This is a genomic window from Dactylosporangium sp. CA-152071, assembly GCF_050936335.1.
GTDB classification, from domain to species: Bacteria; Actinomycetota; Actinomycetes; order Mycobacteriales; family Micromonosporaceae; genus Dactylosporangium; species Dactylosporangium maewongense.
Genome location: NZ_JBNJMZ010000001.1, coordinates 4,636,820 through 4,653,713 on the forward strand (window position 1 = coordinate 4,636,820; position 16,894 = coordinate 4,653,713).

The following is a 16,894-nucleotide window of genomic DNA, read 5'->3' on the forward strand; positions in this document are numbered from 1 at the left end:
CAGAATACCGATGACCTGCCCCTCGGACAGTGGCCGAACGTGTCGGATTGTGGCACTCTCCGTCAATGACCGCGTGGCGGGAACGGTCGTGGTGGGGCTGGGGCTGGGCCGACGAGGCCCTCGACGACGACGCCTGCCGGCGCCTCGCCGAGACGTCGCTGCGGCCGTGGATGCCCATCGACGGGTCGGTGCTGCCGGTGCCGTACGACCCGGTCCTGCCCCCGCCGCGCCTGATTCCTCCGTCGATCATGCAGGAGGCGTTCGCCGCCGACTCGATGACGCGGGCGTCGCACACGTACGGCAAGGCCTTCCGCGACGTGATCCGAGCGCTGCGCGGCCGGCTCGACAACCCTCCTGACCTGGTCTGTTTCCCGCGGACCGGGCACGACGTCGTCGCCGCGCTCGACTGGGCCGAGGCGGTGGGGGCGGCCGTCGTCCCGTACGGCGGCGGCACCTCCGTCGTGGGCGGCGTCGAATACCGCGGGGACGCCCCCTGGGTTTCGCTGGACCTGTCCCGCCTCGGCCGGGTCCTCGAGATCGACGACGTCAACCACGCCGTCCGGGTGCAGGCCGGCGTCTCCGGCCCGGCCCTCGAACAGGCTCTCCGCCCGCACGACCTGACGCTGCGCCACTACCCGCAGAGCTTCGAGTTCTCCACCGTCGGGGGATGGATCGCGACCCGCGCCGCCGGCCACTACGCGACCGGCCCGACCCGCATCGACGACGCCGTCTCAGCCCTGCGGGTGATCACGCCGCAGGGCCCGGTGGAGTCGCTACGGGTGCCGTCCAGCGGCGCCGGCCCGTCGACGGACCGCCTGTTCGCGGGCTCGGAGGGGACGCTGGGGGTGATCGTGGAGGCGTGGCTGCGCGTCACGCCTCGCCCAACGGCCAAGGCCTCGACGTCGGTGGCCTTCCCGGCGTACGACCAGGGCATCGCCGCCATGCGCGCCCTCCTGCAGGCAGGCCTCCGCCCCAGCAACTGCCGCCTCCTCGACCCCGTGGAGGCGATGCTGAACGCCGGCGCCACCGACGGCCAGGCCCGGCTGCTGCTCGGCTTCGAAGGCCCGACTGTGCCCCTCCTGGACGACGCCCTCACCCTCTGCGCCGACCACGGCGGCACCCCCGGCCACACTCCCCACCCCACCGCCCCCGGCCGCCCCGCCCACAACACCGGCGCCTCCACTCCCAACCCCGCCAGCACTGCTCACCGCCCCACCGGCGCCGACGACACCCTCGACCCGGGTGACTCCAGCCGCCCCGCCCCCAACACCGGCGGCTCCACGCCCAACTCCCCCAGCGCCGCTCACCGCCCCTACGGCAGCGCTCAACACCCCGACAGCGCCCCCGACACCGACTACATCCCCGACCCGGGTGACTCCAACCGCCCCGCCCACAACGCCAGCGGCTCCACCCCCAACTCCGACAGCGCTGATCAACGCTCCGGCGGCGCTGCCGGCTCCGGCGACGACCTCGGTCCGGGTAGCTCCGGCCGCGGCCTCTCCAGCGGCGGCTCCGGTGCCTCCAGCCGGTCCAGCGGTGGCTTTGCCGGCTCCGGCCGTTCAGGTAGAGGCGTCGCCGGCGGCAGCTCGGGGCGGAGCGGCGATGTCGGCAACTGGCGATCGTCGTTTCTGCGGGCGCCGTACACCCGCGATGCCCTCATCAGGCTCGGCCTCATCGTCGAAACCGTCGAGACCGCGTGCACGTGGAGCCGCTTCGAGGCACTGCACGCGGCCGTGATCGCCGCCGCGCAGGCCGCCGCCCCGGCCCGCGTCGCCGTGGTCACCTGCCGGATCACTCACGCGTACCCGGACGGCCCGGCGCCCTACTTCACCATCATCACGCCGGCCCGGCGCGGCGCCGAGGTCATGATCTGGGACGAGATCAAGGCCGCCGTCAGCACGGCCATCACCAGCGCCGGCGGCACCATCACCCACCATCACGCGGTCGGCCGGGACCACCTGCCGTGGCTCGAGCGGGACCCCCTCTTCACCGACGTGCTGCGGGCCGCGAAGCGCACGCTAGATCCCCGCGGGATCCTCAACCCTGGCGCGCTGTTGCCCAGTTAATCGCCGGATTCCCTCGCCCAGCCCGATGAGCAGCAGCCCGAGCAGGAAGAACGCCACGGTGAAGCCGAGCGCCGAGATCGTCACACCGCCGTAGCCGAGCTCGTTCGCGTCGACGAACGGATACGGATACTTGTCGACGATCGCACCTCGTACCAGCGCAAAGGCCAGATACGCCAAGGGGTAGCCGAGCCATACGGCCGCATACCACCAGCGGACCGGCTCCCTGTCGACGAACAGCCAGGTGACCGCGGCGAGGATCGGCGTCACCGTGTGCAGCAGCAGGTTGTGCGGTGCGTGCGCCCCCGAATCCACCACGTGGAACGGGCTGGACGGATTCGCCAGCAACGATTGATACACCGTGCCGGTGATGCAGCTGTACAGCGTCGCCGCCCCACGCACCCACCCCGGCACCGGCCGCAGCGCCGCCACGGCCGACACCACCGCGATGATCACACTGCTCTGCACGGTGAAGTAGACGAACACTCCCCCGTCGCCGTTTGTGAAGTCGAGCAGCAGGACGATCCCGGTCAGCGCACTCACCGCGGTGAGCACCCGGAAGACGACGGACATGCGCCGCAACCTAGCCGTAAATCGCCCGCCGGGCCAGCCTTGTTCGTGGTGTCCGCCTCGTACCTTGGATGCCATGCGCCGTCTCGTCGTGGCCCTGCTGACCGCTGGCCTCGCCGGCCTCGCTACCCCGGGTCTCGCTGGCTGCACAGGCCAGCCGGCACCGGCCAAGTGGGTCACGCCGTCGCCTTCCCCGGCCGCGACCGTCGCCCCACAACTCGCCCACGTCACGCCGCTACCCCCTCTCCCCGTGCCGCAGGCCGCGCTCGACGTGTCGCGCCAGGAGGTGACCTACAGCCGTGAAGGCCGCGTCCTGCGCACCGTCATCTGGATGCCCTCGTCCACCACCCGCGTGCCGGCGGTCATCTTCAGCCACGGCCTCAACGGCACCCCCGAGGCCTTCGCACCGCTGCTCACCGCATGGGCGTCGGCCGGCTTCGCGGTGATCGCCCCCGCGTATCCCAACACGACCCGCAGCGCCCCCCGCCTGGACGTCTACGACGTGCTCAACCAGCCCGCCGACGCCAGCTTCGTGCTGAGCCAGGTGCTCGCCGGCCCACTCGGCAAACGCATCGACAACACCCGCCTCGCAGCCGCCGGCCACTCCGCCGGCGCCATCACCACCGTCGGCCTCTTCACCGCGAGCCGCGACGCCCGCCTCCACGCCGGCGTCGTCCTGGCCGGCAGCGGCCTGGGCGTGGGCACCGCCTTCACCGGCACCCCGGCCTCGCTCCTCTTCGTCCACGGCGACGCCGACCCCTTGGTCTCCTACGCCTCCGGCAAGGCCACTTACGAGTTGGTCCCCTGGTCGAAGGCGATGCTGACCGTCCCCGGCGGCAACCACAACGACCCCTATCTCCGCCCGGACGTCACCTCTTACGCCGAGGTCCGCTCGGTGACCTTGGCGTTCCTGCTCCTCGAGCTCTACGGAGACCCCACGGCCCGCCGACAACTCCCGCAAGGCCCCTCCTTCGACGATCGCCTGTGATCCTGAGACGCTATGGTCATATGCTAGCATAGGAATCGAGGCGGTGAGTTCGGCTCTCGGGGGGAGGCAAGCCGTGCCACGACCATATTTTTCGCTGGAAGCCCCTGACGCCAGCCGCTGCATCACCGGCCAGATCGACTCGCGCGCCCGCCTGGCAGCCCAGGCCGCCGAGCACACCCGCCGTCGCGAGGAGCGGCAGCGGGCCAAGGCGGAGTTCGCCGAGGCCCGCAGGCACGGCCTGGCCACCCGCCATGCGACCAAGCTGACCCGCCTGCGCAACGCCCGCGTCCTGGCCGGCCCCCACCCCACCCCACCGGGCGCCGCCGCTATTGGGTCGCCGTCGCCGGGCTGCGCCGCACCGCCACCAGCACGGCCCACCGTTCAGACTCCCGCCCCGGCAACCCGTCCCGCGCCGGAGACCGCACTGCCCAGAAGCATGAGCACGGCGCCGCGCCCGGATACCCCACCTCACCCGCGGCCTGCCGCACCGCCGCCAGCACAGTCAGTCCGCAGGGCAGCAACGCCGCCTCCAGCACAGTCCGTCCACGGGGGCGCAACGCCTCCGCCGCGACCCACCCGCAGGGAAGCAACGACACCGCCACCGCCCGTCCAAGCGGGCGCGACGCCGCCACCACAACTCACCCAGAGGGGAGCAACGCCGCCACGGCCACGGTCCGTCGGCAGGGCAGCAACGCCGCCACCGCCCGAGGTGGTGTCAGTGCCCAGTGGCCCGACGACCCGGCCAGGATCGCAAACCATTCCAGCGCACCAAGCGTTCGCACCGCTATCGCCATCGCGGGCCGTCCGATCAGCAGCACGTCCGGCCGCACCACCGCGACCGGGCCGGCCACCCGCACCGCCGTCACCAACGCACAACGGCCGTGCGGCCTGCCTGGGGCTGATCCGCCGGCCGACTCGTCGCTTCGCAAGTCACAGCCTCACGTCGCCGACCGGCAGCCTCACCGCGGGCACCAAGACGGGCAACCGCACACCTGCTCTGGCTCGAGTCCGCAATCGAGCGCCACCAAGACGACCCGCCCACGATCACCCACCGGCGGCAACAGCCTGTTCCACGGGACGCCAGCCGGGACGCCGTCGTACGCCCATCGCCGCGACGCCACCGCTTGCGCCGCAGGCTGGGTTCAGCGCGGGCCAGGGCCGGCTGGCCAGGTCCGGCGCGGGTCACGGGGCCACGTCCAGCGCGGGGTCAGGGCCGGTGCGGAGTCAGGACCGGTGCGGATTCAGGACCGGTGCGGATTAAGAGCGACCGGCGATAGGTGTCAGGATTCGGGCGGGTTGAGGCCCGGGATGCAGGACAGGCACGGGTTCATCGATCATCGGAGTTCTCTACGCTTCGTGACCGATGGAGTCCCGTGCCTGCGCTGCCATCTTCGTTGTTCGAGCCTGTCTGGGTCCAGTTCGCCGCGCTGTGGCCTGAGCAACCCGAGTTCGACCCGTCGCATCCTCTGGGCTGCCACCGCCGCCGGATCCCGGACCGGGTGGTGTTCGAGCACGTCATCGCTGCGCTGGTGCACGGGTCCGGCTATGAACGTGTCGCGTCGGATGCCTGCTCGGACCGGACGATCCGCCGGCGTCTGCGGTTGTGGGCCGATGCCGGTCTCGGTGAACAGGTCCACGAGCTTGCCCTGGACGCCTACGACCGGATGATCGGGCTGGACCTGACCGATGTCAGCGCCGACGGCGCCATCACGAAAGCGCCGTGCGGCGGGGACCGGGCTGGCCGGTCCCCGGTCGACCGCGGCAAAGGCGGTATGAAACGCTCGACCGGCGTGGACGGCTACGGCATCCCACTCGGGATGACCGGCGCCGGCGCCAACCGGCACGACTCGCCGTTGCTGCGTGACACCTTCGAAGCGTGCAGCACCCAACTGCGCCACCGCTGGCCTGAGCAGGTCACCGCACACCTGGATCGCGGCTACGACAACAACCGCTGCCGTGACCTGCTCGACGAACTCGGCTTCGACGCGCAGATCGCCCGCAAGGGCATACCCGCCCCGATCCAGATCGGCAAACGCTGGGTCGTCGAGCGCACGAACTCATGGATGAACAGCTTCGGCAAGATCCGCCGCTGCACCGACCGCGACGCCACGATCGTCGACTTCTACCTGTACCTGGCCGCCGCGATCGTCACCATCCGTCAACTCATCCAACGAGCCCGCACGCTCTACCGCTGGGACACCCGACCAACCACCCGCCGACTCAAATGACACCTATCGCCGGTCGCTCTAAGAGCGACCGGCAGTAGGGACCAAGATTCGGACAGGTAGGCACCCGAAGTAGCAGACAGGCACGAGACATCGATCATCGGAGTTCTCTACGCTCAGTGACCGACGGAGTCCCGTGCCTGCCCTGCCATCATCGCTGTTCGAACCGATCTGGGTCCAGTTCACCGCGCTGTGTCCCGAGCAACCCGGGTTCGACCCAACGCATCCCCTCGGTTGTCACCGGCGCCTGATCGGCGAACCGGGTCGTGTTCGAGCATGTCATCGCCGCGCTGGTGCACGGCTCGGGCTACGAGCGCGTGGCCACCGAACACTGCTCAGACCGTACGATCCGCCGACGCCTGCAACTGTGGGCCGAGGCCGGCCTGGGCGAGCAGCTTCATGAACTGGCCCTGGACGCCTACGACCGCATGATCGGCCTGGACCTGGCCGATGTCAGCGCCGACGGCGCGATCACCAAGGCACCGTGCGGCGGGGACCGGGCCGGCCGGTCCCCGGCCGACCGCGGCAAGGGCGGGATGAAACGCTCGACCGGCGTCGACGGCTACGGCATCCCGCTCGGGGTCACCGCAGCCACCGCCAACCGGCACGACTCGCCGCTGCTACGGGACACCTTCGAAGCGTGCAGCGCCCAACTCCGGCACCACTGGCCCGAACAGGTCACCGCGCACCTGGACCGCGGCTACGACAACAACCGCAGCCGTGACCTGCTCGAAGAACTCGGCTTCAACGCGCAGATCGCCCGTAAAGGCGTGCCCGCCCCGATCCAGGTCGGCAAACGCTGGGCGGTAGAGAGGACGAACCCCTGGATGAACGGGTTCGGCAAGATCCGCCGCTGCACCGACCGGGACGCCCGGATCATCGACTTCTACCTGTACCTGGCCGCCGCGATCGTCACAATCCGTCAACTCATCACCCGAGCCCGCACCCTCTACCGCTGGGACGCCCGACCCACCACCCGCAGGCTCAAGTGACACCTACTGCCGGTCGCTCTAAGTCTGACGCGAGTCAGGTCTGGCACCGGTCAGGGCCGAGACCAGTGAGATCCGGCCGGGTCGATCCAGCGAGGTCAAGCCCAGCGCCGATCAAGTCCAGCGGGGTCAAGTCCAGCGCCGGTCAGGTCTGACACCAGCCAGGGCCGAGACCCCGCGAGATCCGGCCTGGTCAAGGCCAGCGAGTTCAAGTCCAGCGGGTCAAGTCCAGTGCTGGTCAGGTCTGACACCAGCCAGGTCTGGGACCAGCGAGATCCGGCCGGGTCAAAGGCCAGCGAGGGCAGGTCTGGCGCTGGTCAGGGGCGGGCTCCAGCCAGGTTGGTGTGGGCTGGGTGGGGGGCCGGGCGGGCGCTGGTGGGCGTGCCTGGGGTGGGCCGGGCACGCCCACGGCTGCGGCGTGGGTGGGAGGGTCAGGTGGTGTGGTCTAGGACGATCTTGCCGAAGACGTCGCCGGAGTGGAGTTTTTCGAAGGCGGTGCGGGCTTCGGAGAAGGGAATGATCGAGTCGATCACGGGGCGGACGCCGGTGTTGGCGAGGAGGGCCATCAGGGCGGACAGCTCTTCTGGGGTGCCCATGCTGGTGCCCAGGATCTCCAGCTGCAGGGCGAACATGCGGCGGAGGTTGACCTTCGGGAGGTGGCCGCTGGTGGCGCCGGAGACGACGATGCGGGCGCCGTGTTTGGCGCACTTCATCGAGTGGTCGAAGGTGGCCTCGCCGACGGTTTCGATGATGACGTCGACGCGTTCGGGGAGGCGGGCGCCGGAGTCCAGGGCCGTGGCGCCGAGGGCGGCGACGCGCTCGCGTTTCGAGGCGTCGCGGGAGGTGGCGTAGACGCGGGCGCCCAGGGCCTGGGCCAGCAGGATCGCGGCGGTCGCGACGCCGCCGCCGGCGCCCTGGACCAGGACGGCCTGGTCTGGCTCCACGCGGCCCTTGGTGGTGAGCATCCGGTAGGCGGTGAGCCACGCCGTGGGCAGGCAGGCCACCTCCGCGAAGGTGAGCTCCGCCGGCTTCGGCACGAGGTTGTACGCGGGGACGGTGACCTGCTCGGCGACGGTGCCCTGGTAGAACTCCGAGAGGATCGAGACCTCGCCCGACGGGGTGAAGACCACCGGATACACGACGACCTCGGCACCGTCGGGGCCGATGCCCGCGGCGTCGCAGCCGAGGATCATCGGCAGCTGCTCGGGGCGGAGGCCGACGCCGCGCAGCGACCACAGGTCGTGGTGGTTGAGCGCGCTGGCGCGCACGTCCACCACGGCCCAGCCGTCACCCGGGACAGGCGCCGGAGCCTCGCCGACCGTGAGGCCGGCGAGGGGGTCGGCGTCGTTGAAACTGGACGCGAAAGCTGCACGCATGACGGTTATCTCAACACACCGTCGACGCGGGCGGCGGCGGCGACCGCGGCGGCCACGGCCGGGGCGACGCGCGGGTCCAGGGCGCTGGGCACGATCGTGCCCAGCGAGAGCTCGTCCGCGGCCAGCACCGAGGCGATGGCCGACGCGGCGGCGACCTTCATGCCGTCGGTGATCCGGGTCGCGCCGGCTTCCAGGGCGCCGCGGAAGATGCCGGGGAACGCGAGCACGTTGTTGATCTGGTTGGGGAAGTCGCTGCGGCCGGTGGCGACGACCGACGCGTAGCGCGCGGCGATCGACGGGTGCACCTCGGGCGTCGGGTTCGCGAGGGCGAAGATCGCCCCGCCGGGTGACATGCCGGCCAGCGCCGCCTCGCCGATGGTGCCGCCGGAGACGCCGATGAGGACGTCGGCACCACGGAGCGCGTTGACGATGTCACCAGTGATGCCGCCGGCGTTGGTACGGGCCGCGAGCGCTGACTTCTCCGGGTTCAGGTCGGTGCGGCCGGTGTGCAGGCAGCCCCGGGAGTCGAGCACGACGATCTCGCCGGCGTCGGCGCCGCCGCTGATGAGCATCTTGGTGACGGCGACGCCCGCCGCGCCGGCGCCGCTGACGACGATGCGCAGGTCGTGAAGCTCGCGGCCAAGGACCCGGGCGGCGTTGCGCAGCGCGGCGAGCACGACGATCGCGGTGCCGTGCTGGTCGTCGTGGAAGACGGGGATCGGCAGGGTCGCTTCCAGGCGGCGCTCGATCTCGAAGCACCGCGGCGCGGAGATGTCTTCGAGGTTGATGCCGCCGAACGACGGTGCGAGGGCGGTGACGATCGCGACGATCTCGTCGGGGTCCTGGGTGTCCAGGCAGATCGGCACCGCGTCCACCCCGCCGAACTGCTTGAAGAGGACGGCCTTGCCCTCCATGACCGGCATCGCGGCGCGCGGGCCGATGTTGCCCAGTCCGAGCACCGCAGAGCCGTCGGTGACCACGGCGACGGCCCGGCCGACCCAGGTCAGCTCGTGGACGAGCGCCTCGTCGGCGGCGATGGCCTCGCAGACCTGGGCGACGCCCGGCGTGTACGCCAGGGCGAGATCTTCACGGGTCGCGAGCGGGACGCTGGACTGGACGGACATCTTGCCGCCCTGATGGAGGTCGAAAACTGGCCCTTCAAGGGCGTGATTGGTCACGGGTGCAGACACGGGGGCTCCTTTGCCACGTCTGACAATGCTGGTGTTTCCGCCAAGCGCATGGGTGGTGAAAGCGCTCATGATGCGATTCAGCGGGGGTGACCCGGTATCCGCATCACCTTACGCTGCGCCGCGCCGCAGCCGCACCGGTTGTGGCCACCAGCGAAATGTCACACGTCCGATGACGTCGGCCGGCCCGTACACCTCGGAACCATCGGATCCGAAGGGGTTGTCGCCGGTCAGCCACCATCCGCCGGCCTCCGCCCGGGCCACGCGCTTCACCACCAAGAGGCCTGGCCGGCTGCGGAAACACCCGACGACGACGTCGCCGGGCCGCGCTGTCCCGACGCGGCGAACGAAAATCCGATCACCATGGCGCAACGTCGGTGCCATCGACGGGCCGTGCACCAGTGCCGTGAACCACGGTAGCCGCATGAAATCCCCGAGTTTGGACAGGAGTAGGGTCAGCAACTGAGGATCATCGCAAATCACCCTGGAGGGTTCGATGCGACTGTCGCGGCTATTCACCCCGCGCACCGTGGTGAGCGCCCACTGCGACCTGCCGTGTGGTGTCTACGACCCGGCGCAGGCCCGTATTGAGGCCGAGTCCGTCAAAGCAATCAGCGAGAAGTACCAGGCCAACAGTGACCCCGAGTTTCGCACTCGGGCACTGGTGATCAAGGAGCAGCGTTCCGAGCTGGTCAAGCACCACCTGTGGGTGCTGTGGACCGACTACTTCAAGCCGCCGCACTTCGAGAAGTACCCGCAGCTGCACGGCCTCTTCAACGAGGCGACGAAGCTCGCGGGCGCGTCCGGCGCGAAGGGCTCGGCCGACCCGGCCGTCGCCGAGCAGCTGCTGGCGAAGATCGATGAGATCGCGAAGATCTTCTGGGAGACGAAGCAGGCCTGACCTGCCAGAGGTGCCCTCCACCCCGTCACGGCGGGGTGGAGGGCTTTTTCATGGACGAGGTGCATAGATGAGCGTGGAAGTTCGTGCGGCGACGGACGAGGACGTGCCGGCGATCGTCGGGATGGTGTATGAGCTCGCGGAGTTCGAGAAGGCCCTCGAGGAGTGCCATCTGACGGAGGAGCAGCTGCGGGCGGTGCTCTTCGCCCCGGCGCCGGCGGTGTTCTGCCACGTCGCCTGCACCGGCGGCGAGACGGTGGGGATGGCGCTGTGGTTCCGGACGTACTCCACGTGGGAGGGCGTGCACGGCATCTATCTGGAGGATCTGTACGTGCGGCCGGCCGCCCGCGGCACCGGAGCCGGGAAGGCCCTGGTGGCGAAGCTGGCGCAGATCTGTGTGGAGTCCGGCTACCCGCGGCTGGAGTGGGCGGTGCTCGACTGGAACCCGGCCCGCGGCTTCTACGACGCGCTCGGCGCGCGGCACAAGTCGGACTGGCTGCCCTACCGGCTCACCGGGGACGCACTCGCCGCCACGGCGCGTGCGGCGACGTCGTAGAGTCGCGGGCAAGGGGGTTCATCGCGTGACTCAGGTCGTTTCGAAGAGGTCCGGATCCGACGCCGACGACGTCGTGCTGCTGGCCGTGCCGGCGTCGCCCGCCTACCTGGGGGTGCTGCGCACCGCGACCGCGGGTCTCGCGGCACGCCTGCAGTTCACGCTCGACGAGATCGAAGACCTGCGCATCGCCGTCGACGAGGCGTGCGCGATGCTGCTCGCGGTGGCGAGCGAGACGCCGCAGCTCGGCGACACGGTCGAGCTGGCCTGCCGGTTCACGGTCACCGCGGACGCGCTGACGGTCGAGACGTCGGTGCCGCTCGGGTCGCCGACGGAGCGGCTGCCCGGGGGCGAGTCCTTCGCGTGGCAGGTGCTCAGCGCGCTCGCCGACGAGGTGTCGGCGTCGGTCGACGGCCTCCAGGCGCGGATCCGCCTGACCAAGCGCCGCCCGAAGTAGGCCCGGACCAAAGGGGCCGCCTGAAGTAGGACCGGGCCACCGGAACCGGCGCCTACAGAGGGCGCTCCTTCAGTGCGGCGACTCCGGGGACCGGGGTGCGGGCGTGCTCCGGCGGGAGCTCCGCCGGCCTGACGTGGTCGATGTGCCCGCGGGCGATCTCCATCGCGAGCTCGATGTCCTGATCCCCGATGGCCGCCAGCAGCGCACGGTGATCCCGGTCGATGATCCTCCACATCGGCAACGGGGCGTTGTGGGCGGCGGCTTTGCGGTCGCTCACGGTGTACAGCGGACGCACCATCAGGCAGAGCAGCGTGTTGCCCGACGCGGCGGCGACAGCCAGGTGAAACGCCGAGTGTGCGGCGATGCGCTCGTCGAGGGTCGCGGTCTCGGGGTCGAACATCGCGGCCTCGAGGTCGCGCAGATGGCACGGCTCGCGGCGGGCGGCGGCGAGGCCGGCGGCGGGGACCTCGAGCATCCGGCGGACCTCGAGGAAGTCGTCGCCCTTGACCGCGCCGCTGGCCAGCAGCAGCCCGATGCCGTCGGTGAGGGACTCGCCGAGCGTGCGGGCGTCGGGCTCGGCCACGAAGCTGCCGCCGTTGACGCCGCGGGTGGTGACGATCAGGTGCTGGCTGCTCAGCAGGCGGAGCGCCTCGCGGACGGTGGACCGGCTCAGCCCGGACTGCTCACAGAGCTGCGGCTCCGTCGGCAGCCGGGCACCGGGTAGGAGCTGACCGGACATGATCTCCACGCGGAGCCGGTCGGCGAGGACCTGATAGGCGGGTGCGACCGTCACGACCACCGAGCGTAAGTCACGCCTGCCATCGGCGGGACCAGCAACGCCACAGGTCGTACGTTCAGCGGATGCCGAGCGCGATCCGCGTCGACGGGGCGAACAGCAGGATCGCCCCGGCGAGCCCCAGCGCGAAGAGCGGCGCCCCGATGTAGGGCTGGCCGTGGGTGAGCATCGTCCAGCCGATCGGCATCTGCAGCATCTGCGTGACGATCCCCGGGCCGCGGGCCCATCGCTGACGGCGGTGCAGCGCGACGGCGATCCCCAGGAACAGCAGGGTCATGAGCGCCAGGTAGCCGGTGAAGGACAGCGCCGTGGCGAGGAACGTCGACTTGCTGGTGACATCCAGATAGACGATCACCAGCGTGAGCAGGGCCAGCCCGACGCCCTCCGCGAACAGCAGCCGCACCGCCCACCGCAGGGTCGCCGGCTCCCGCTCCGACGTCACCGCGCCGCTCGCGTCGCCGCCTCCGGCGTCAGCCCGAGCCGACCCTGCATTGCGTGGCTCGCGACCCGAGCCGCTCCGCTGGCCGCTCACCTGGCATTCCCTTCAGTCGGCCCTGTCCCGTGCACCTCACCTTAGCGCGCGGGAGAGCGGGTACAGTGCCGCCCATGCGAGCCCTCCTGGTCGTCAACCCGAACGCGACGACCACCACCGAGCGCGGACGGGACATCCTGGTGCGTGCGCTGCGCAGCCAGGTCGACCTGGAGGTGGCATACACGCAGCGCAAAGGCCACGGCGTGGAGCTGGCGCGCGACGCCGCCCGGGAGCGCTTCGACCTCGTCGTGACGCTCGGCGGCGACGGTACGGTCAACGAGGCGGTCAACGGTTTGATGACCTTCGACGCCGGCCCGGCCGAGGGGCGCGCGCAGGAGCGCCCGGCGCTCGCGGTCGTGCCGGGTGGCTCCACGAACGTGTTCGCGCGGGCGCTCGGGCTGCCGAGCGACTGGGCCGAGGGCACCGGCGCGATTCTTGAGGCGCTGCGGGACCGGCGGGAGCGGATCGTCGGCCTCGGCCGCGCCGACGACCGGTATTTCACGTTCTGCGCCGGTATGGGCCTTGATGCGGAGGTTGTACGGCGCGTGGACCAGGCCCGGCACCGCGGTTCGACGTCGACGCCGTGGCTGTATTTCCGGTCGATCGCGCAGCAATACGTGACGACGAACCGCCGGGTGCCGCTGCTCACGCTCGAGCTCCCGGGCGAACCTGCCAAGTCCGGGCTAACGTGGATGTTGGTGCAGAACACTGCACCATGGACATACATCGGCGAGCGGCCGGTGGATCCGAATCCGCGTGCCTCGTTCGACACGGGGCTCGACGTGCTGGGCCTGCTGCAGATGCAGGCCGGGAGCACGGCCCGGACGATGGCGCAGCTGGTTCGCGGCGCCGACTTGAAGGGCAAGCAGGTGCTGCGGATGCACGATCTTGCCGGGTTCACGCTCACCGCCGCCAAACCGATCGCTTTCCAGGTCGACGGGGAGTACCTCGGAGAGTGCGACAAGTTGGATTTCGCGTCCGTGCCGGGAGCGTTACGCGTAGTGTGTTGAGTCACTCCCGGCGGTCGTCCACCGAAGGGGGAGAAAGTTGCAGAGAGTCGCGACAGAGACACCGCGACCGCATCTCCGAAACCCCTCCGATCGTTGACCGAACCGTACTACCTTGGTAACTGACTGTTGCGATTCAGGGTCCCTAAACGCAATAAAATCGGACAAACAGTGCGTGAGCTTGCTCACCGACTTGGATTTTCTTGGTTTGGACCCCTTGACATCGCGGTAGTTCGTGAAAGCATTCACAAGCGATACGAACACTGAGCGTTGCCCGCACACGCGTTACGGATCTTCAGGCTCCGCCTAGCCGAGACGTTACGCGAGATGCACATAGGGAATCACTAACAACGATCCGCGAAAACAACAAGGAGTGTTGCCGCCATGTCGGACTGGCGCCACCATGCCCTCTGCCGCGACGAGGACCCGGAGCTGTTCTTCCCCATCGGAACTTCGGGCCCGGCGTTGCTGCAGGTCGAGCAGGCGAAGGCGGTCTGCCAGCGCTGCTCCGTGACCAGCGACTGCCTGCAGTGGGCACTCGACTCCGGTCAGGACGCAGGCGTCTGGGGCGGAATGAGCGAAGACGAGCGTCGTTTGATGAAGCGTCGCGGCGGCCTGCGGGTCCGCGCTCACTCCGCATAGCCTGAGCCATAACAGCACCATAAAAACGCAGCCCGGCACCGAAGCGCACCCAAGCCTAAAGCGCATCGAACACCCGAGCAGCAGCGAAGACGAAAACGCCCCGGCCGATGCGCCGGGGCGTTTCACGTGCGGGCCACGACCAATCTGCCTACCCACGATAATGGGGGTCGTTGGGGCCGGGCGGCGGGAAGTTCGGGCCGTCGTAGTAGGGCTGCCCGTATCCGGGCGGCGGGTAGCCGGGCTGCCCGTAACCGCCGTAGCCGGGGGCGCCGTAGGGCGGCTGGCCGTATCCGGGCGGCGGGTAGCCGGGCGGGTATCCCTGGTTGCGCATGGCGGCGGACTCGACGTCGATCAGCCGCTCCAGCTCGCCGCGGTCCAGGAACGTTCCCCGGCACTCCAGGCACTGTTCGATGGTGACGCCGCTGCGCTCGTACTGCTGCATCGTGCCGCGGCACTTCGGGCATGTCATCTGCATACCCCCAAGGTAGCCCTCGGCCACCAAGCGCGAGATCAGCCGTTTCCGCAGGCGACCCGGACGGTGTGGCTAGTCGAACAGCTCCTCGAAGAAGCTCTCGCGGTGGTGCTTCTTGCGCTTCTTGTGATGCCCATAGTGACCATAGTGGCCGTGCTGGCCGTGCTGCTGCGGGTAGTGCGGCTGGCCGTATGCGGGCTGACCATAGGCCGGCTGCCCGTATCCAGGCTGGCCGTGCACCGGCTGACCGTGCACCGGCTGACCGTACGGCTGCTGGCCATAGGCGGGCTGCTGCGGGTATGCCTGCGGCGAGCCGGGCGGCGGGAATCCGGGGGTGCCGGGCGGGACACCGGGGGCGCCCGGCTGCTGCTGACGCCCACGCCAGGCGTTCTCCGCGTCAGTGATCTTCTCCAGCTCACCGCGGTCGAGGAAGATCCCCCGGCACTCCAGGCATTGGTCGATGGTGACACCGCTGCGCTCGTACTGCCGCATCTCGCCGCGGCACTTCGGGCATGTCATCTGCATACGTCCACGGTAGCCGCCGGGTTCCAAGGCCACCTTCAGGCGGCGAGATCCACGGTCTCCGGGGACACCCGGCCGATCCTGGCCACCACCAGGCGGGCCAGGTCGAGCGCGCGACCGAGGGGCGGCGCGGCCGGTTCGAGGGCGCCCGCGGACACGGCGGAGGCGACGGCGGCCTCGTGCAGCTTGCCCGGGGCCAGGAAGTACGAGGAGACCGCCACCCGCGCGCAGCCGCCGGCACGCAGCGCCGACACCGCGACCGCGCCGGTGACCGGCGACCCGGAGGCGAACGCCGCACGGCACGGCAGCCCGAGCGACCGCCCGAGCTCGGCCGCTGTCAGGTCGACGGTGTGCCTGGCCAGGTCGTCGCGGGTACCGGCGGCGATCATGACGACCCCGTCCGCCTCGACCGCGGGAAGCTGCCGGCGCAGCGCGGCGACGAGGAGCGGCGGCACGACGCCGCCGACCGGTCCGAGCACGTCCGTGACGTACACCCGCATGGACAGACCGCTGGAGACCGCCCGGTCGATGACCGCCGGCAGGTCGATCCGGCCGTGAAACGCCGAGGTCAGCAGCAGCGGTACGACAACCGCCGAACGATGACCGAGCCGCTGCATGTCGAGCAGTACAGCGTCCGGACGGGGGCCGGCATGGTCGAGGAACGACGTCCGGACGTCCAGCCCCGGGCGCTGGGCCGCGACCGCGCGGGCGAGGGCTCTCGTCGAAGCCGCCGCCCGCGGGTCGGAGGACCCGTGCGCCACCAGTAAGACAGCTGTTACTAGCTCCCCCGGCTTCGCCGGCGGTTCCGAGGGGGGCTGCGCCACCCCACACCCCCCATGCTTCGCACTACGAACCTTCACCCGGTGTGGAGACCGCACTCGGTCTTGTCGAACATCGGCCAGCGCCCGCCGCGCGGGTCGCCGCCGGGAGGGGTCCGCCGGGTGCACGGCCAGCAGCCGACGGAGGCGTACCCCTGCCGCATGAGGGCGTTCACCGGGACGTTGTAGCGGGAGATGTACGCGTCGACGTCGGCCTGCGTCCACTGCGCCAGCGGCGAGACCTTGAACTTGCTGCGGGCCTGCTCGAAGCTCACGATCGGCGTGTTGGCGCGGCTCGGCGACTCGTCGCGGCGCAGGCCGGCGGCCCACGCGTCGTAGTCCTCGAGGGCCCGCTCCAGCGGCTCGATCTTGCGCAGGAAGCAGCACTCGTCGGGGTCGCGGGCGTAGAGCCGCGGCCCGAACTCGGCGTCCTGCTCGGCGACGGTCTGCCGCGGGCGGATCGAGCGGACCGTCACCGGGAGGGTCCGCTGGACGACCTCACGCACGCGGAGCGTCTCGGCGAAGTGCAGGCCGGTGTCGAGGAAGATGACCGGCACGCCGGGCACGACCTTCGACACGACGTGGGCGAGCACGGCGTCGGCGAACGAGCTGGTCACACAGAACCGGTCGCCGAACTCAGCGGCGGCCCACTCCACGATCTTGTCGGCGGTCTTGCCCTCCAGCTGGGCCGACGCCTCCTTGGCCAGGGCGATGGACTCTTCTCGGGTACGTGCAACGGCTGTGCTCATCGCTTCGCCTCCAACATTCGTGCCGCAAGCCCCAGGAATTTCAGTGAGAA

General features: G+C 70.3%; 18 protein-coding genes and 1 pseudogene. 9 read left to right on the plus strand and 10 right to left on the minus strand.

Annotated elements, in window-relative coordinates:
* The first annotated feature begins 65 nt into the window (after positions 1-65).
* Complete coding sequence (locus tag ACQEVZ_RS20750) at positions 66-2,066, plus strand: FAD-linked oxidase C-terminal domain-containing protein (RefSeq protein ID WP_433368934.1); 2,001 nt, start codon at positions 66-68, stop codon at positions 2,064-2,066.
* Here ACQEVZ_RS20750 and ACQEVZ_RS20755 read toward each other — a convergent pair.
* Positions 2,019-2,636 (minus strand): Pr6Pr family membrane protein, encoded by a 618-nt coding sequence (locus ACQEVZ_RS20755; protein WP_433368937.1) that lies wholly within the window; start codon positions 2,634-2,636, stop codon positions 2,019-2,021. The two genes, ACQEVZ_RS20750 and ACQEVZ_RS20755, sit on opposite strands and share 48 nt — an antisense overlap.
* A gap of 73 nt (positions 2,637-2,709) precedes the next feature.
* Here ACQEVZ_RS20755 and ACQEVZ_RS20760 point away from each other — a divergent pair, with 73 nt between their 5' ends.
* From ACQEVZ_RS20760 to ACQEVZ_RS20770, 3 genes and pseudogenes are all read left to right on the plus strand, one after another.
* Positions 2,710-3,621 (plus strand): alpha/beta hydrolase family protein, encoded by a 912-nt coding sequence (locus tag ACQEVZ_RS20760; protein ID WP_433368940.1) that lies wholly within the window; start codon positions 2,710-2,712, stop codon positions 3,619-3,621.
* A gap of 1,373 nt (positions 3,622-4,994) precedes the next feature.
* A complete protein-coding gene (locus ACQEVZ_RS20765) occupies positions 4,995-5,849 on the plus strand; it encodes an IS5 family transposase (protein ID WP_433368943.1) in 855 nt (284 codons plus the stop codon).
* 133 nt (positions 5,850-5,982) lie between these two features.
* Positions 5,983-6,838: pseudogene (locus ACQEVZ_RS20770) on the plus strand (IS5 family transposase).
* A 428-nt stretch (positions 6,839-7,266) separates the two neighbouring features.
* Here ACQEVZ_RS20770 and ACQEVZ_RS20775 read toward each other — a convergent pair.
* From ACQEVZ_RS20775 to ACQEVZ_RS20785, 3 genes are all read right to left on the minus strand, one after another.
* Entirely contained in the window at positions 7,267-8,220 is a 954-nt protein-coding gene (locus ACQEVZ_RS20775; protein WP_433376883.1) for a zinc-binding dehydrogenase, read from the minus strand.
* Entirely contained in the window at positions 8,217-9,335 is a 1,119-nt protein-coding gene (locus ACQEVZ_RS20780; protein ID WP_344504008.1) for an NAD(P)-dependent malic enzyme, read from the minus strand. The genes ACQEVZ_RS20775 and ACQEVZ_RS20780 overlap by 4 nt, the downstream gene beginning before the upstream one ends.
* 174 nt (positions 9,336-9,509) lie before the next feature.
* Positions 9,510-9,824 (minus strand): S24/S26 family peptidase, encoded by a 315-nt coding sequence (locus ACQEVZ_RS20785; RefSeq protein WP_344504009.1) that lies wholly within the window; start codon positions 9,822-9,824, stop codon positions 9,510-9,512.
* Positions 9,825-9,894: 70 nt separating this feature from the next.
* Between ACQEVZ_RS20785 and sodN the strand changes: the two genes are divergently transcribed.
* The 3 genes from sodN to ACQEVZ_RS20800 all read left to right on the plus strand — a co-directional run bounded on the left by sodN (position 9,895) and on the right by ACQEVZ_RS20800 (position 11,306).
* Positions 9,895-10,299, plus strand: coding sequence for a superoxide dismutase, Ni (gene sodN, locus ACQEVZ_RS20790; RefSeq protein WP_344503672.1), 405 nt, complete (start codon positions 9,895-9,897; stop codon positions 10,297-10,299).
* Positions 10,300-10,366: 67 nt separating this feature from the next.
* Complete coding sequence (locus ACQEVZ_RS20795; RefSeq protein WP_354900344.1) at positions 10,367-10,852, plus strand: GNAT family N-acetyltransferase; 486 nt, start codon at positions 10,367-10,369, stop codon at positions 10,850-10,852.
* 25 nt (positions 10,853-10,877) lie between these two features.
* A complete protein-coding gene (locus ACQEVZ_RS20800) occupies positions 10,878-11,306 on the plus strand; it encodes an ATP-binding protein (protein WP_344503674.1) in 429 nt (142 codons plus the stop codon).
* A 52-nt stretch (positions 11,307-11,358) separates the two neighbouring features.
* Here the strand turns inward: ACQEVZ_RS20800 and ACQEVZ_RS20805 are convergent, their stop codons facing one another.
* Both ACQEVZ_RS20805 and ACQEVZ_RS20810 read right to left on the minus strand, forming a co-directional pair.
* Positions 11,359-12,099, minus strand: coding sequence for a FadR/GntR family transcriptional regulator (locus tag ACQEVZ_RS20805; protein ID WP_344503675.1), 741 nt, complete (start codon positions 12,097-12,099; stop codon positions 11,359-11,361).
* 61 nt (positions 12,100-12,160) lie between these two features.
* Entirely contained in the window at positions 12,161-12,544 is a 384-nt protein-coding gene (locus ACQEVZ_RS20810) for a hypothetical protein (RefSeq protein ID WP_344503676.1), read from the minus strand.
* 164 nt (positions 12,545-12,708) lie between these two features.
* Here ACQEVZ_RS20810 and ACQEVZ_RS20815 point away from each other — a divergent pair, with 164 nt between their 5' ends.
* Positions 12,709-13,644 (plus strand): diacylglycerol/lipid kinase family protein, encoded by a 936-nt coding sequence (locus ACQEVZ_RS20815; protein WP_344503677.1) that lies wholly within the window; start codon positions 12,709-12,711, stop codon positions 13,642-13,644.
* Between the two features lie 381 nt (positions 13,645-14,025).
* A complete protein-coding gene (locus ACQEVZ_RS20820; RefSeq protein ID WP_033358446.1) occupies positions 14,026-14,283 on the plus strand; it encodes a WhiB family transcriptional regulator in 258 nt (85 codons plus the stop codon).
* A gap of 148 nt (positions 14,284-14,431) precedes the next feature.
* Here ACQEVZ_RS20820 and ACQEVZ_RS20825 read toward each other — a convergent pair whose 3' ends face one another.
* The 4 genes from ACQEVZ_RS20825 to ACQEVZ_RS20840 form a co-directional block, all read right to left on the minus strand.
* Complete coding sequence (locus ACQEVZ_RS20825; RefSeq protein ID WP_344503678.1) at positions 14,432-14,758, minus strand: zf-TFIIB domain-containing protein; 327 nt, start codon at positions 14,756-14,758, stop codon at positions 14,432-14,434.
* Between the two features lie 69 nt (positions 14,759-14,827).
* Positions 14,828-15,280, minus strand: coding sequence for a zf-TFIIB domain-containing protein (locus tag ACQEVZ_RS20830; protein ID WP_363405089.1), 453 nt, complete (start codon positions 15,278-15,280; stop codon positions 14,828-14,830).
* Positions 15,281-15,315: 35 nt separating this feature from the next.
* Positions 15,316-16,038, minus strand: a complete 723-nt coding sequence (locus ACQEVZ_RS20835; protein WP_433368952.1) for a sirohydrochlorin chelatase — start codon at positions 16,036-16,038, stop codon at positions 15,316-15,318.
* A 95-nt stretch (positions 16,039-16,133) separates the two neighbouring features.
* Positions 16,134-16,844 carry a phosphoadenylyl-sulfate reductase gene (locus ACQEVZ_RS20840; RefSeq protein WP_344503681.1) on the minus strand — a complete coding sequence of 237 codons (711 nt, stop codon included), beginning with the start codon at positions 16,842-16,844 and terminating at the stop codon, positions 16,134-16,136.
* Between the last annotated feature and the right edge of the window lie 50 nt (positions 16,845-16,894).